15 protein-coding genes are annotated in these 14,842 nt (G+C 74.5%); 8 read left to right on the top strand and 7 right to left on the bottom strand.

All coding sequences use genetic code 11. The features are described 5' to 3' along the window. Positions 1 to 125 precede the first annotated feature (125 nt). The gene (locus tag ACPFP2_RS14905) at positions 126 to 1,943 is read right to left on the bottom strand and encodes a tetratricopeptide repeat protein (RefSeq protein WP_424089762.1); all 1,818 of its coding nucleotides are present in this window, start codon (positions 1,941 to 1,943) and stop codon (positions 126 to 128) included. Between the two features lie 190 nt (positions 1,944 to 2,133). Here ACPFP2_RS14905 and ACPFP2_RS14910 point away from each other — a divergent pair, with 190 nt between their 5' ends. Continuing rightward, complete coding sequence (locus ACPFP2_RS14910; protein WP_424089887.1) at positions 2,134 to 3,165, top strand: SIS domain-containing protein; 1,032 nt, start codon at positions 2,134 to 2,136, stop codon at positions 3,163 to 3,165. Between the two features lie 25 nt (positions 3,166 to 3,190). Next, positions 3,191 to 4,738: a histidine kinase N-terminal domain-containing protein gene (locus ACPFP2_RS14915; RefSeq protein ID WP_424089763.1), complete on the top strand. Its 1,548-nt coding sequence runs from the start codon at positions 3,191 to 3,193 to the stop codon at positions 4,736 to 4,738. 77 nt (positions 4,739 to 4,815) lie between these two features. On the opposite strand, the gene ACPFP2_RS14920 is transcribed toward ACPFP2_RS14915, so the two are convergent. Further along, the gene (locus ACPFP2_RS14920) at positions 4,816 to 6,504 is read right to left on the bottom strand and encodes a glycosyltransferase family 39 protein (protein WP_424089888.1); all 1,689 of its coding nucleotides are present in this window, start codon (positions 6,502 to 6,504) and stop codon (positions 4,816 to 4,818) included. 573 nt (positions 6,505 to 7,077) lie between these two features. On the opposite strand from ACPFP2_RS14920, the gene ACPFP2_RS14925 reads away from it, so the two are divergent. The 4 genes from ACPFP2_RS14925 (at position 7,078) to ACPFP2_RS14940 (ending at position 10,716) form a co-directional block, all read left to right on the top strand. Next, on the top strand, positions 7,078 to 8,781 hold the full coding sequence (locus ACPFP2_RS14925) for a nitrite/sulfite reductase (RefSeq protein WP_424089764.1): 1,704 nt from the start codon (positions 7,078 to 7,080) through the stop codon (positions 8,779 to 8,781). Further along, positions 8,778 to 8,936, top strand: coding sequence for a hypothetical protein (locus ACPFP2_RS14930; protein ID WP_424089765.1), 159 nt, complete (start codon positions 8,778 to 8,780; stop codon positions 8,934 to 8,936). Before ACPFP2_RS14925 ends, ACPFP2_RS14930 begins: the two co-directional genes overlap by 4 nt. Before the next feature lie 53 nt (positions 8,937 to 8,989). After that, positions 8,990 to 9,751, top strand: coding sequence for a phosphoadenylyl-sulfate reductase (locus tag ACPFP2_RS14935; RefSeq protein WP_424089889.1), 762 nt, complete (start codon positions 8,990 to 8,992; stop codon positions 9,749 to 9,751). Between the two features lie 245 nt (positions 9,752 to 9,996). Further along, a complete protein-coding gene (locus ACPFP2_RS14940; RefSeq protein WP_424089766.1) occupies positions 9,997 to 10,716 on the top strand; it encodes a sirohydrochlorin chelatase in 720 nt (239 codons plus the stop codon). Positions 10,717 to 10,832: 116 nt separating this feature from the next. On the opposite strand, the gene ACPFP2_RS14945 is transcribed toward ACPFP2_RS14940, so the two are convergent. Beyond that, positions 10,833 to 11,090, bottom strand: a complete 258-nt coding sequence (locus tag ACPFP2_RS14945) for a WhiB family transcriptional regulator (protein WP_088975879.1) — start codon at positions 11,088 to 11,090, stop codon at positions 10,833 to 10,835. Between the two features lie 444 nt (positions 11,091 to 11,534). Next, the gene (locus tag ACPFP2_RS14950) at positions 11,535 to 12,485 is read right to left on the bottom strand and encodes a diacylglycerol/lipid kinase family protein (RefSeq protein WP_424089767.1); all 951 of its coding nucleotides are present in this window, start codon (positions 12,483 to 12,485) and stop codon (positions 11,535 to 11,537) included. Between the two features lie 43 nt (positions 12,486 to 12,528). Here ACPFP2_RS14950 and ACPFP2_RS14955 point away from each other — a divergent pair, with 43 nt between their 5' ends. After that, a complete protein-coding gene (locus tag ACPFP2_RS14955; protein WP_424089768.1) occupies positions 12,529 to 12,918 on the top strand; it encodes a hypothetical protein in 390 nt (129 codons plus the stop codon). Between the two features lie 45 nt (positions 12,919 to 12,963). Here ACPFP2_RS14955 and ACPFP2_RS14960 read toward each other — a convergent pair whose 3' ends face one another. The 3 genes from ACPFP2_RS14960 to sodN form a co-directional block, all read right to left on the bottom strand. Next, positions 12,964 to 13,368 (bottom strand): ATP-binding protein, encoded by a 405-nt coding sequence (locus tag ACPFP2_RS14960; protein WP_424089769.1) that lies wholly within the window; start codon positions 13,366 to 13,368, stop codon positions 12,964 to 12,966. A 32-nt stretch (positions 13,369 to 13,400) separates the two neighbouring features. Then, positions 13,401 to 13,856, bottom strand: a complete 456-nt coding sequence (locus tag ACPFP2_RS14965) for an N-acetyltransferase family protein (protein ID WP_424089890.1) — start codon at positions 13,854 to 13,856, stop codon at positions 13,401 to 13,403. 65 nt (positions 13,857 to 13,921) lie between these two features. Continuing rightward, positions 13,922 to 14,326 carry a superoxide dismutase, Ni gene (sodN, locus tag ACPFP2_RS14970; RefSeq protein ID WP_088975876.1) on the bottom strand — a complete coding sequence of 135 codons (405 nt, stop codon included), beginning with the start codon at positions 14,324 to 14,326 and terminating at the stop codon, positions 13,922 to 13,924. 84 nt (positions 14,327 to 14,410) lie between these two features. Between sodN and ACPFP2_RS14975 the strand changes: the two genes are divergently transcribed. Beyond that, positions 14,411 to 14,761, top strand: a complete 351-nt coding sequence (locus ACPFP2_RS14975) for a S24/S26 family peptidase (protein ID WP_424089770.1) — start codon at positions 14,411 to 14,413, stop codon at positions 14,759 to 14,761. Positions 14,762 to 14,842: the final 81 nt, after the last annotated feature.

Below are 14,842 nucleotides of genomic sequence, written 5' to 3' on the forward strand. Positions count from 1 at the left end.
CGCCCCGCCCCGCCCCGCCCGCCCCGCCCGCCCCAAGATCCGCACACTTTCAGAGAAAGAGTGGCCATTCCGGGTGGGATGGCCACTCTTTCTCTGAAAGTGCGGGCAGCGGAGGGGTGGCGGGGTCAGGGGCGGTGGAAGAGGGCGGTGAGGCGCTGCCAGAGGCGGCGCAGTGGGCCGGGCCCGGAGACCGCCGTCGCGCCGTCGAGCAGGGCGTGGGCCAGGGCGGTGGTCGCCGGGTCCAACGCCGGAGTGGCCAGCGCCAGGTACGCCAGCGACACCGCGATCGGCACCGGCCGTTCCCGGGTCACCTCGGCCACGTCGACGAGGCGTTCGGCCACCACCGCGGCCACGTCGGGGCGTACCGAGGGGTCGACCCAGGCGGCGGTGACCAGGGCGAAGAGCGCGGCCTCGGTGATCCAGTCCTCGACGCCCCAGACCAGTTCGACCAGCACCCGGCGTCGGGTCGAGGACGCCCACGGCTCGTCGGTGCGGTGGTGCAGCAGCCCGAGACAGGCCCAGACCTGCACGCAGCGCACCCAGAGCGCGGGGTCCTGCCCGCCGAGCACCCGACCCAGCGCGGTGTCGGGCGGCTCCGGCGGATGCACCAACAGTCCCAGCAGGTCCGCGAGCTCCAGGGTGGCCAGCCCGACCGCGGCGTCGTACGCGGCCGGCGGGTGGGGCCAGGCGGGGTGGGCGAGCTGGCGTACCCGCTGCGCCGCGTCGGCGGACGGGGCCGGCAGGGTCGGGGCGGCCGTGCCGCCCTCGTAGCGCCAGAGCTGGCAGGTGGTGGCCCGGCGGGGCTCGCGCGGATCCGGCTCGGCCACCCCGGTCACCTCGACGTCGAGGCCCGCCGCCGCGCCGGCCCGCATCGCGCTGGGCGGCTCCGGGGCGGTGAGGCGGACCGCCGTACCGGGTGCGCCGTCGGTGCCCGACGAGCGGCGCAGCGCGTCCACCATCGCGCCGGCGGCCGGGGTGACCTGCCCCAGCCAGGGCCGGCTGCGGCAGCACTCGGCGAGGTCGCCGTGCTCGTGGCTGTCGTCCGGGTGGTCGCGGACGAAGTCGGCCAGCGCGATCAGGTGCGCCACGTCGCCGTCGCGCAGGAAGCGCAGCCGGTGGGCGGTGTGCACCGCGCAGTCGAAGGTCGGGTCGCGCTCCAGCGCCCGGTCGGTCCAGTCCAGGGCCTCGTCGAGGCGGCCGGTGTCGGCCAGGGTGCCGGCGATGTCCGCGTACACCGCGAGATCGTCGGGGTCGTGGGCGACCGCCCGCTCCAGGGCCGCGAGGGCCTCGCGGGTCCGGCCGGCGCTGCGGTACGCGTACCCGAGCCACACCTCGCCGAGTTTGGACGGCTCCTCGCGTACCCCCCGGCTGGCCCAGGTGACGGCGAGGGCGACCTCGCCGAGCCGCCGGGCCAGCGCGGACGCCGCGCCGAGCAGCAGCGGGTGCCGCGGGTTCGCGTCGACGGCGTGCCGGGCCAGCGTGAGGTACGGCGACAGCGGCGGACGGCCGGCCCGGGGCACCGGGTCGGGCACCGCCGCGCAGACCTGCATGAGGATCCGGGCGATGCGCTCGGGGTCGAGCCGTCCGGCCAGTTCGGGGGCGGTCACCCAGGGCACCCCGGCCCAGTCCGTGCCGGGCGCGTGCGCGGTGGCGGCGACCAGCAGGTCGAGCCCCTCGGCCGGGCGGCCGGAGGCGGCGAGCAGGTGGGCGCGGGCCACCACCGCCCCGACGAAGGCCCGCTGGCCCAGCGGGAAGAGGTCCAGGTCGCCGCCGGAGGCCGCCGCGATCCGGGCCAGCGTCTCGTGCACCTCGGGCAGCGTCGGGGTCTGAGCCAGCGCGGCGGCCAGATGGCCGGCGGCGTGCGGCAGGTCGCCGGCGTCGAGGGCCAGCCGGGCGAGGGCGAGTTCCTCCGCCGCGGAGAGCGCGGGATCGTCCTCGGACACGTTCGCCTTCCGCTCGCAGGTGTGGGTTGCCGGGGCTGGGCAAGCCTAGGGGATGAGACCGCATATTGGTGATCGACTGCTCATTGCTGCTCGTTCGATTGCTCGTATGCGCCTAATGGTGCAAGACTGATCACCAAACGCGCGGGAACCGCGCAGGGGAGGAGCCTTCGTGACACGCCCAGGGGCCGGCATGGCCGCAGACATCGACGAGCAGCCGGCCGGCTACGCACGGTTGCTCTCCGCCGCGCACGCCGAGCCGATCGCCCGCGTCGCGGCGGCCGTCGCCCGGCACCGACCCCGGCACGTCGTCTTCACCGCCCGGGGCACCTCCGACCACGCCGCCCTCTACGGCGCGTACCTCACCGAGATCCGGCTCGGCCTGCCCGCCGGGCTCGCCTCGCCGAGCGTGGTCACCATCTACGGGGCCCGCCCCGACCTCTCCGACGCCCTGGTCGTCGGCGTCAGTCAGAGCGGCGGCTCCCCCGATCTGACCGAGGTGCTGCGCACCGCCCGCGCCTCCGGCGCGCTCACCCTCGCCGTCACCAACAATCCCGACTCGCCGCTGGTCGAGGCCGCCGAGCTGAGCGTCGACATCGCCGCCGGGCACGAGCGGGCGGTCGCCGCCACCAAGACGTACACCGCCGAACTGCTCGCCCTGTTGATGCTCGTGGAGGGGATCCGCGCGGGCGAGGGGACGCTGCCGGCCGAGGAGCGGGCCGCACTGGACGCCCTGCCCGAGCTGGCCGAGCGCACCCTGGCCGACCCCACCCCGGCGCAGCTCGCACCCCGCTACCGCTTCGCCGGCCAGCTCGTCACCACCGGCCGGGGGTACGCGTACCCGACCGCCCGGGAGGCGGCGCTGAAGCTGATGGAGACCTCCTACCTGCCCGCGCTCGCCTTCTCCGGCGCGGACCTGCTGCACGGCCCGCTCGCCATGACCGACCCGGACGTGCCGGTGCTGGCCGTGGTCGGCTCCGGCCCCGGCGGGCGGTCCATGGGCGAGGTGCTGCCCCGACTCGGCGAGCGCCGCGCCGACGTGGTGGTGGTCGGCTCCGCCGAGGTCGAGGGCGCCACCCGGATGGCCGTCCCGGAGGTCGACGAGCGGTACGCCCCGCTGCTGGACATCCTGCCGTTGCAGCGGCTGGCGCTCGCCCTGGCGCTGGCCCGGGGCGAGGACCCGGACGCACCGCGCGGGCTCAAGAAGGTCACCGCGACGATGTGAGCCGGAACGTGGCACGCTGTGAGGCGTGTCCACGCTGCGCGACCTCGCCGAGGAGCACACCCAGCTCCGCCCGGCCGACATCGACCACCTGCACCGGATCGCCGGCGACTGGCAGCTGCTGTCCGACCTGTCCTTCGCCGACCTGCTGCTCTGGGTGCCGGTCGACGGCGACGGGACGTTCCTCTGCGTCGCCCAGGTACGCCCGACGACCGCCCCCACCGCGTACCTCGACGACCAGGTGGGGCGGATCGTCGGCGGGCCCGAGGTGGCGCACCTGGAGGTGGCGTACCGGCAGGGGCGGATCTGGCGGGAGGGCGACCCGGTCTGGTACGGCGACGTGCCCGCCCGGCACGAGGCGATCCCGGTCCGGCTGCGCACCGCCGACGGCGAGGCCGGCGAGGTGGTCGCCGTGGTCGGCCGGGACACCAACCTCTCCACCGCCCGGACGCCCAGCCAGCTGGAGCTGAACTACCTCACCACCGCCGACGACCTGGCCCAGATGATCGCCGACGGCACCTTCCCGCCGCCCCGCCACCCGGGGGAGACCACCTCGGCCCCCCGGGTGGGCGACGGTCTGGTCCGCCTGGACGCGGGCGGCAAGGTCACCTACGCCAGCCCGAACGCGCAGTCGGCGTACCGGCGGCTGGGCTACGCCTCGCACCTGGTCGGCGAGGACCTGGCGAAGCTGCACCGTCGGCTGGCCAGCGACCCCCTGGAAGGGACCGACGCGGCCAACGGCGTGCTCGCCGCGCTGCGCGGCGAGGCCCCGCCCCGGCGCGAGATCGACGCCCGGGGCGCGACCATGCTGACCCGGTCGCTGCCGCTGATGCCGGCCGGGGTGCCGATCGGCGCGCTGGTGCTGGTCCGCGACATCACCGAGGTACGCCGTCGCGACCGCGCCCTGATCACCAAGGACGCCACCATCCGGGAGATCCACCACCGGGTGAAGAACAACCTCCAGACCGTCGCCGCGCTGCTGCGCCTGCAGGCCCGGCGGGTCGCCATGCCCGAGGCCCGGGTCGCCCTGGAGGAGTCGGTACGCCGGGTCGCCTCGATCGCCCTGGTGCACGAGACCCTCTCCATGTCCAGCGACGAGGCGGTCGAGTTCGACGGGATCGTCGACCGGGTGGCCAGTGCGGCCACCGAGGTCGCGGCGACCGAGGTGAGCGTCGGCATGCGGCGCAGGGGAAGCTTCGGGGTGCTCCCCGCCGAGATCGCCACCTCGCTGGTGATGGTCCTCAACGAACTGCTGCTCAACGCCGTCGAGCACGGCTTCCCGCCGGCCGGTGAGGACGGCGCGTCCCCCGGCCCGGAGGGTGCGGCGAAGCCGGAGGTGGTGGTCACCGCGCACCGGTTCCGCAAGCAGTTGCACGTGTCGGTGGCCGACAACGGGCGTGGCCTGCCGGCCGAGTTCGACGCCGAACGCGGTGGGCGGCTGGGGTTGCAGATCGTCCGGGCGCTGGCCACCGGGGAGCTGCGCGGCAGCATCGAGCTGCGCAACGGCGCCGAGGGCGGCACCGAGGCCGTCCTCGTCGTCCCCCTGGCCCGCGGCGGCGACCGCCAGCCCACCTGACCCCGGTCGGCTTCTCGTGGATCTTGGTACGGAAAGGCCCCTCCAGGGGTCGATTCCTACCAAGATCCTCCGGCGGCTCAGGCGCGGGTGAGCAGGGCGACGGTGACGTTGGGGCGGTGCCACAGCCGGGTCACCGTGTAGTCGTTGCGGAGAGCGTCGCCGGTCGTGGTGGGGACCACCTTCAGCGGGTCCGGTCGGCGGCCGGCCAGTACCAGCCACACCCGCCGGGCCCCGGCCAGGCAGTCCGTCGGGCGCGGGCACTCGGTGACCCAGAAGTCCGCGCGTTGCCGCTGGTCGCGGACCACCAGCACGTCCCGGGGCCGCTGCTCCAGGTGGTACGCCAGTCCGAGGTCGAGGAAGAGCCAGCCGTCCCGGGGCCAGTAGACGATGGCGTCGCCGGCCTCCTGGCCCGCGCCGACGATCTCCGCCGCGCCCCGGTAGTCGACCGTGGCGCTGCGCGGCCAGCCGTGGGTCTGCCGCAGCGACGCCTGCTCGGGCAGGCCGAGCAGCCCCGCCAACGCCACCACGGCGACCGGGGGCGCGAGTCGCTGCCACAGCAGGGCGGCGGTGCCCGACGTGACCGGCGTGGCCTCGGGTGGCGCGAGTTGCCGCTTCGACCCGGTGGCCGCGTCCGGCGTGGCGGGGATGGCCTCGAGTTGCCGCTTCGACCCGGTGGCGGCGTCCGGGGTGGCCGGCGCGACGGCCAGCGCCGCCCCGGCGAGCACGCAGGCGAACGGCACGGTGAAGAGCAGGTAGCGCGGCACCCAGAGCGGCACCACCAACCCGGCGGCGAAGACCAGCAGCACCGGCAGCAGCACGCAGAGGCCGGGCAGCAGCGCCCGCCGCCCCGCCCGGGCCGCGCCGAGCGCGGCGAGGCCGACCACCAGGCCCCCCACCACGCTGCTCTGCGCCACACCGCCCGGCAACGCCGCCAGGTCCGCGAGCCGGGCCGGCTCGACCCAGTCGAGCTGCCGGGAGCGCTGCCCCCGCGCGCGCACCAGCAGCGGGGTGAGCACGACCAGCGCCGGCAGCAGGGCGAGCACCCAGTGCAGCGCCGGCCGGCGGTCCCGGGCGTCGCCCACCCGGCCGTCCCGCCCGTCCGCCACGGCGTCCGAGGCCCCTGCCTCCGGCGACACAGCCGCCGCCACCGCCGCGGCACCCGGCCCCGCCCGTGTGGCGGCCAGGACCGCCACGGCGTGCGCGGCGAGCACGGTGAGGGCGAGCAGGTGGGTCAGGCCGAGCGCGACCACGGCGGCGGCGTAACCCGCCCAGCGGGCCCGACCGGAGCGGTCCAGCGCCCGCACCAGCAGCACGGTGGCCAGCACCGCGAAGAGGGTGGCCAGGGCGTACGGGCGGGCCTCCTGGGCGTACCGGGAGGTGCCGGGGAGCACCGCGAGGAGCAGTCCGGCGAGCAGGCCGGCGCGTGCCCCGAACAGCCGTCGCCCGAGGACGGCGGTGAGCCCGGCCGCCGCCGCCACGGCCAGCGCCGAGGGCAGCCGCAGCGCGGTCGGCGAGTCGCCGACGAGTCGTACCCAGCCGTGCAGCAGCAGGTAGTACGGCCCGGTGGCGGCGTCCACCGTGCCGGTGAGCCGGAACAGGTCCGGCAGCGGCCGGATGGCGGCGCTCCAGGTGGCCAGCTCGTCCCGCCACGGCTGCGCACGACCGATTCCGGCCAGCCCGACGGCGAGGGTGGCCAGGGTCGGCACGAGCCACACCAGCGACTCCGTCCCCCGACCCGAGACCGCCGGATCTCGCCTTACGGACATGTCGCCCACGGATCGAGCCTTCCACACCCGCTCGTGGCCCGTGGTCGTAGCGGGCCAGCTCGCAAGATCGCGCTTGATCCTGGATGTAGTGGCCTCGGCCGCGCGGGGATGCCACTACATCATCCGTGATTCAGCACGATCTTGGCGCGGGGCGCGGGGCGCGGGGCGCGGGGCGCGGGGCGCGGGGCGCGGGGCGCGGGGCGCGGGGCGCGGGGCGCGGGGCGCGGGGCGCGGGGCGCGGAGCGCGGAGCGCGGAGTCGATCTTCGATGGGTCGGGGGGCGTCGCCCGTGATGTGGGATGCCGCACGCGGTCGTTGGCCGGGCCTGTCGGCGTGTGGCAGCATGAGCGCATGACCGCCGCTGTCGTCCGCCGCTTCGTGGCCCGTCGCCACGTCGACTACGGCCGCGTGCGCAGCGCGATCTGTCCGGCCCACTGACGACGCCCGACCCACCTGTCTCGGGCGCGTAGTCCGCGCCGGCCGTTCTGACACCGTTGTCCTCGGCCCGTCCCCACGGGTCGGCCGCCGCGCCCGCGCACTCACCGAGGCACAGCAGACAACGGAGGACGCCGCGATGGCGGTCACCAGCACCTCGGCCCGCCCCGACACCCCGCCCGCGCGGGCGCCTCGCCGCCCCCGTGGCGAGGGGCAGTGGGCGCTGGGCCACCGCGAGCCGCTCAACGCCAACGAGCGGATCAAGAAGGACGACGACCCGCTGAACGTGCGGGCCCGGATCGAGACCATCTACGCCCACCGCGGCTTCTCCTCCATCGACCCGCAGGACCTGCGCGGCCGGTTCCGCTGGTGGGGCCTCTACACCCAGCGCAAGGCGGGCATCGACGGCGGCCGTACGGCCGTGCTGGAACCGCACGAGCTGGAGGACGAGTACTTCATGCTCCGGGTCCGGGTCGACGGCGGTGAGCTGACCCTGGCCCAGCTGCGGGTGGTCGCCGACATCTCCCGCGAGTTCGCCCGGGACACCGCCGACATCACCGACCGGCAGAACATCCAGTACCACTGGATCCGGGTCGAGGACGTGCCGGAGATCTGGCGCCGGCTGGAGTCGGTCGGCCTGCAGACCACCGAGGCGTGCGGCGACTGCCCGCGCGTCGTGCTGGGCAGCCCGGTCGCCGGGGTGGCCGAGGCCGAACTGGTCGACCCGACGCCGGCCGTCGACGAGATCGTCAGCCGGTACGTCGGCGACAAGCAGTTCTCCAACCTGCCCCGCAAGTTCAAGACCTCGATCTCCTGGCTGGTCGACACCCCGTACGAGGCGAACGACATCGCCTTCCTCGGGGTGGACCACCCGGAGCACGGCCCCGGCTTCGACGTCTGGGTCGGCGGCGGCCTCGCCACCAACCCGATGCTGGCCAAGCGGCTCGGTGTCTGGGTGCCGTTGGCCGAGGTGCCGGACGTCTGGGCCGGCGTGGTCGGCATCTTCCGCGACTTCGGCTACCGCCGGCTGCGCAACCGGGCCCGGCTGAAGTTCCTGGTCGCCGACTGGGGCGTGGAGAAGTTCCGCGAGGTGCTGGAGAAGGAGTACCTGGGCCGGACCCTGCTCGACGGGCCCGCCCCGGAGCTGCCGAGCAAGCCGGTCGACCACATCGGCGTGCACCGGCAGCGCGACGGCCGCCACTACGTCGGCGCCGCCCCGGTCGTCGGGCGGGTCTCGGGCGCGCAGCTCGCCCGGCTCGCCGACCTGGCCGAGGCGCACGGCAGCGGTCGGGTGCGGCTCACCCCGTACCAGAAGCTGCTGGTCCTCGACGTGCCGCCGGAGCGGACGGAGTCCCTGGTCGACGCGCTGCGCGGGATCGGCCTGGAGGCCCGGCCGTCGGCCTGGCGACGCGGCACCATGGCCTGCACTGGCATCGAGTTCTGCAAGCTCGCCATCGTCGAGACCAAGCGGCGCGGCGAGGAGCTGGTGGCCCGGCTGGAGGAGCGGCTGCGCGACTTCGACGCCGACATCTCCATCCACCTCAACGGCTGCCCGAACGCCTGCGCCCGTACCCAGGTCGCCGACATCGGCCTGAAGGGGCAGCTGGTGGTCGGTCCGGACGGCCGCCAGGTGGAGGGCTTCCAGGTGCACCTCGGCGGCGGCCTCGGCATGGCGGAGGGGCAGACCGCCGGCTTCGGGCGCAAGCTGCGCGGCCTGAAGACCACCGCCGACGAGCTGCCGGAGTACGTGGAACGACTGGCCCGCCGCTACCTGGCGAGCCGGACCGACGGTGAGACGTTCGCCAACTGGGTGATCAGGGTCGACGAGGAGGAGCTCCGATGAGTGATGCCCGTTCCGCACCTCTCTACTGCCCGTACTGCGGGGAGGAGGACCTGCGGCCGAGCGAGGCCGGGCACGGCGCCTGGGAGTGCCACGCCTGCGCCCGCGTCTTCACGGTGAAGTTCACCGGCCTGCTCGGCGCGGTGGTGCTCCGGTGAGCGCGCGAAGTGAACTGGCGAGCCCCGCAGTCACGAACGAGAGGCCGGCCCGGATGAACCTCGTCTCCGCAGCGAACCTGCGACTGGTGGGGCCCGGCGCCCCGACGTCGGCCGAGCCGGACCGGCGCGACCCGGAGGAGCTGCGCGTGCTGGCCGAGACGGCCGGCCGTGAGCTGGAGGGCGCCCCAGCGTTGGAGATCGCCCGCTGGGCGGCCGAGACCTTCGGCGACCGGTTCTGCGTGACCAGTTCGATGGCGGACGCCGTGCTGGCGCACCTGGTCTCCCGGGTCGCCCCGGGGGTGGACGTGGTCTTCCTCGACACCGGCCTGCACTTCCCGGAGACGTTGCGGGTCCGCGACGAGGTGGCCCGCCGGCTGCCGGTGAACGTGCGTTCGATCCGGCCCCGGCTGACCGTCGGGCAGCAGGACGGCGAGTACGGTCCCCGGCTGTTCAACCGCTCGCCCGACGACTGCTGCCAGCTGCGCAAGGTGGAGCCGCTGGAGCGGGCCCTGGCCGGGTACGACGCCTGGGCCGCCGGGCTGCGCCGGGACGAGTCGCCGACCCGGGCGAACACGCCGGTGGTGACCTTCGACGCGCGGCGCGGCAAGGTGAAGGTCAACCCGATCGCGGCCTGGACCCAGGCCGACGTCGACGGCTACATCTCCCGGTACGACATCCCGGTCAACGAGCTGTTCAGCCGCGGCTACGGCTCGATCGGCTGCTGGCCCTGCACCCGGCGCACCAAGGCGGGGGAGGACCCGCGGGCCGGCCGCTGGGCGATGTTCGAGAAGACCGAGTGCGGCCTGCACGTCTGACCGGGCCGGACACCTCTCCGGTGGCCGGCGCGGGTGATCCCGCGCCGGCCACCGGAAGCACGTCCGCTGCCGGCCGGTCCGCGCCGGCCACGTCCGCTGCCGGCCGCGCCACGCCCACGCCGGGCCCGCCCACGCCGGGCCCGCCCACGCCGAGCCGGCCCGGGGCCGGGCAGCCGCTCGTCGGCCGGTCCGGCTCCGGGCGACCCGCGCCGCCGTCGGGGTCCGGCTCGCCCGGCGGTACGCCGGTGGTGCTGGTGGCGCACGGCAGCCGGGACCCCCGGGCGGCGGCGGCCACCCGGGCGCTGGCCCGGGCCGTCGAGGCCGCCCGCCCCGGCACCCGGGTGCTGCCGAGTTGGCTGGACCACACCGACCCGGGGCCGACGGAGGTGCTGCGCGCGCTCGCGGCGGACGGGCACGCCGAGGCGGTGGTCGTGCCGCTGCTGCTCACCGCCGCGTACCACCGGCGGGTGGACGTCCCGGCAGCGGTGGCGGCGGCCCGCGAGACGGCCCCGGAGCTGGCGGTACGGGTGACCGACGTGCTCGGGCCGGCGGACGGGACGGTCGACGCCGGGCTGCTGGCCGGGCTGCGCCGGCGGTTGGCGGAGGCGGAGCCGGGCGGCGTCGACGCGCTGGTGCTGGCGGCGGCGGGGACCCGGGACGCCCGGGCGCGGGGCTCGGTGGGGCGGGTCGCCGTGGCGCTGGCCGCCGAGTTCGGGCTGTCCTGCACCGTGTCGTACGCCTCGGCGGCCCCGCCGACGGCGGCCGTGGCGGTGGCCCGGTTACGGGCGGCGGGGGCCCGGCGGGTGGCCGTGGCGGCGTACTTCCTGGCGCCGGGGCTCTTCCACGACGGGGTGGTGTCGGCGGCGCGGGCGGCCGGGGCGGTGGCGGTCAGCGGGCCGTTGACCGACGCCCCGGAGTTGGCCGACCTGGTGTTGCGCCGGGTGGACGCGGCGACGCCGGTGTGACGGGGGCCGCCACCATGATCGAAACCGGGGTGGCGGGGTAGGGGGACGGTGTGCGGACAGCAGAACGCCCCGGCGGGGCGGACCCGGCCGGGGCGTACGGCTGTGTGTGTGGTCGGTCAGGCGGAGTGAGCGCGCAGCACCCGGAGCCCGCCGCGGCGCTTCACCGCGCGACGCTCCTCCTCGCTCATCCCGCCCCAGACGCCGGCGTCCTGACCGGACTCCAGCGCCCACTGGAGGCAGTGGTCGGTCACCGGGCAGCGCCGGCAGACGGCCTTCGCCTGCTCCACCTGCAGGAGGGCCGGACCGGACGTCCCGATCGGGAAGAACAGCTCCGGGTCCTCGTCGCGGCAGACGGCATCGTGGCGCCAGTCCATGGCGGCAACACTCCTCATTCTGAGATGGGCGGCAGATAACGCTGTTGCTTTTCCTTATATGCATCCGCAGTGCCGGTCGTGACGGTTCGCGTCCGACTATTCAGCAGTGCGTGAGCAGGCTCGTTCAGTCCCGCGACCTGCTGGAAAGGCTCAACCTGCCGAGCATATCCAGGCAATGTCCCGGTAACTCAAGTTCGCTTGTGAATACTTTCACGAACTCTGTCGATGTCAAGGGTGACGCGAGGAAAAACTCCGCACGGTGAGCAAGCTCACGACCCTTTTGTCCGGGTTTGAGGCGTCCCTGGTTACCCGGCGTACCACAGTCGAGGATCAATATAGTACAGTCCGCGTGACATTGCTGACATTTCCGGCACCACCCCTCATCCTGGCGGCCACCGCCGTCGTGCGGTGTAACGACCGCCGACCTAGGGCGTTACCCGAGACCTAGCAGATTACTCTCAGTGCAGCGGGAACGGATGTGAATCTGACTTTCTCCCGCACGCCAAGGTAGTCGCCGTCGAGTTGGAACGCCTGCGGGCGGGCGCTGACCAGCGTGAACTCAGCCACGTCGTGCAGCCGCAGCACCTGCTTGCCGTGCGGATCCGGATCCCGGGAGAGGAATTGCGTCACTGTCCGTGTCGTACTGGCCACGCGGAGCTGACGCAGCGCCATGACATCGAGGCCGAGGTCGAAGGACGCCTCCGGATTCGGGTTGATCTCCCGCTCGCCCAGGTACGTCCACGGGGCGCAGTTCTGGATGATGACCGTCGCCAACTCGCCCTCGGCCGGCTCGCCCGGACGCTCCAGCGAGATCGCCGGGTGCCGGCGGTCCGAGTCGAGGAAGTACTGGCTCAGCGTGGCGCGGAAGTAGAGCGCCGGCGTGGAGACCCGACCCCGCTTACGGGCCTGCTCCACCCGGTGGATCACCGCCGCGTCCACGCCGAAGCCGGCGCAGAAGGTGAAGTAGCGGTCGTCGGCCCGGCCCAGCCCGATCGTCCGGGAGCGGCCCAGCCGCAGCCCCTCGAGGATCATGCTGGTGCCCTCCGGCCAGTCCCGGGGCAGGCCCAGGGCGCGGGCGAAGACGTTCGTCGAGCCACCCGGCACGGTCGCCAGCGCGGGCAGCCGCTCGGCGGGCGTACCGTCGGTGCGGAAGGTCGGTGGCTCGGCCGCCATCAGGCCGTTCACCACCTCGTTGACCGTGCCGTCACCACCGAGGGTGACGACGACGTCGACCCCCTCCTCGGCCGCCTCCCGCGCCAGGTCGGTGGCGTGACCCCGCCGGCGGGTGTACCGCACCGACAGGTCTACTTCGCTGCGCAGCGCCCGGACCAGGACGTCCCGGCTGCGTTCGCTGGTGGTGGTGGCCTTCGGATTGACCACCAGGACGGCCCGCATGGGCGGCACTGTACCGCGACCGCCCACCGGTATCGTGGCCCGCGTGACCATCGACTCCGACGCCGCGCCGGACACCCTCCGCTGGGCGGTACGGCTGCTGCGGGCCGAGGCGGTCGCCCTTGCGCTGCTCGCCGGCTGGCTGATCTGGGCCGACCTGACCGCCACCAAGACCGACCTGGTGTCGGCACTCTTCGTGACCGGGTTCGCGATCGCCGGCGCCGCCGCGCTCTGGGCCCTCGGCGGGGCGCTGGCCCGTCGTCGCGCCGGCGCGCGGGCGCCCGCGATGGTCCTCGAACTGATGCTGCTGCCCGTCGGCTGGTTCATGCTCCAGGCCGGCATGGGCTGGCTGGGCGTACCGCTGATGGCGCTCGGCGTCGGGGTCTGCGCGCTGCTGCTCAGCCCGCCCACGACGCGGGCCCTGGGCTTCGAGTGACGCCGGGCTCCGGGTGACCCTGCCGGCCGGGAGGCCGGGAGCCGGTCAGTAGCCGGAGCGGCGGGTCAGCAGCGAGATGGTGGCCCGCCCGTCGGCGGCGTGCGCCGAGGCCGCGGTGGTCAGCGCGGTGAGCACCTTCCAGGCGAACGAGGACTCCGAGGGCAACGTCGCGCCGCGAACGGTCGGCACCGTCACCTCGACGGTGAGCGCGTCCTCGGTGACCGCGAAGCGGCACTCCAGCTCGGCGTCGCGGGTGGCGATGGCGAGCAGCATCGCGCACGCCTCGTCCACCGCGATGCGCAGGTCCTCGATCTCGTCGAGGGCGAACTGGAGACGGGCCGCGAGCCCCGCCGTCGCGGTACGGAGCACGCCGAGGTATCCGCCGTCGGCGGGCACGGTGAGGTGCACGACGTCGTCGTCGGTCGTCGGCTGGCCGGTCAGTTGAGTCACGCCTCATCCCCCCGGTCGGGGACTCTACCCCCTCAGACGTCCGGCCGGGCGGGTGCCGTCCGCGCCTGCCCGGCGAGGGCGTGCAGAGCCGGCCCGGTCAGCCGGTACGGCAACCACTCCCGCATCTGCTCCGCGCCGATGGAGGCGTAGAAGCGGGCGGCCGGATTCCAGTGGATCATCCACCAGTCGAGCCGCCGGTAGCCACGCTCGACGCAGAGCGCGGCCAGGGTGGCGAGCAGCGCCCGGCCGGCCCCGGTGCCCCGCGCCTCGGGACGCACGTACAGGTCCTCCAGGTAGACGCCGTGCACGCCCTCCCAGGTGGAGAAGTTGAGGAACCACAGGGCGAAGCCGAGCGGCCGGTCGTCGGCGTCCACCGCGACGTGCCCGAAGAGCGCGGGTGACGGCCCGAAGAGCGCGGCGTGCAGTTGCCCCTCGGTGAGATGGCACTGCTCGGGGGCGCGCTCGTACTCGGCGAGTTCGTGCACCATCGCGACGACGGCCGGCACGTCCTCGGGACGTGCCGGCCGGATCGACGGCGGCTGGGGAGCCAGGGTCACGCCTTCTTGGTCTCCCAGAAGATCTTCGAGATCTCGTCGATCTTCTGGAGCAGCTCGTCGGCCTTGGACGGGTCGGTGCCGCCCTTGGCGCCGGCCGCGCCGGCCAGCTTGGTGGCCTCGTTGAAGAGCTGGTGCAGGTGCGGGTACTTCTCGAAGTGGGCCGGCTTGAAGTAGTCGGTCCACAGCACCCACAGGTGGTGCTTGACCAGGTCGGCGCGCTGCTCCTTGATCAGGATGGCGCGGGTGCGGAACTCCGGGTCGGTGTTGGCCTGGTACTTCTCGCAGATCGCCTTCACCGACTCGGCCTCGATCCGGGCCTGCGCCGGGTCGTAGACGCCGCACGGCAGGTCGCAGTGCGCGCTGGCGGTCAGACGGGGCGAAAGGATGCGGGGAAGTCGCATCAGAGTCCTCCACGGGATGTTTGCGATGATCCAAGCCGACATTACTCCTGAAGACGTCCCCGACAGGGGCGGAGGGGAAACCTGATGGCGGTCGACCGAGACGGTCCCGGGGCGCGGTTGCGCCGGCCGCTGACCGCCGTCGGGGTGACCGGCCCGTCCATGTCGCCCACGCTGCGCCACGGCGACGCCGTCCTGGTCCGGGTCGGTGGCCGCCCGGCCCGCCCCGGCGACGTCGTGGTCGCGGTCTTCCGCACCCGCCCGGAGCTGCTGGTGGTCAAGCGCGCCGTCCGCCCGCAGGACGGCGGTTGGTGGGTACGCGGGGACAACGACCTGGTGACCGACGACTCCCGGGCGTACGGCGTGGCCGACGTGCTGGGCCGGGTGGTGCTGCGCTACTGGCCCCGCCCCGGCCGGGTGTCCCGCCGGCCGTTATGACCCTGCTCACATCCGAGCGCCCGTCACGTGACTATGCTCGGAAAGTGCCCGGGTGACCCCCCGCACCGCGTGCCGCCGTCC

The sequence above is a fragment of the Micromonospora citrea genome, assembly GCF_049629545.1.
Classification (GTDB): Bacteria; Actinomycetota; Actinomycetes; order Mycobacteriales; family Micromonosporaceae; genus Micromonospora; species Micromonospora citrea_A.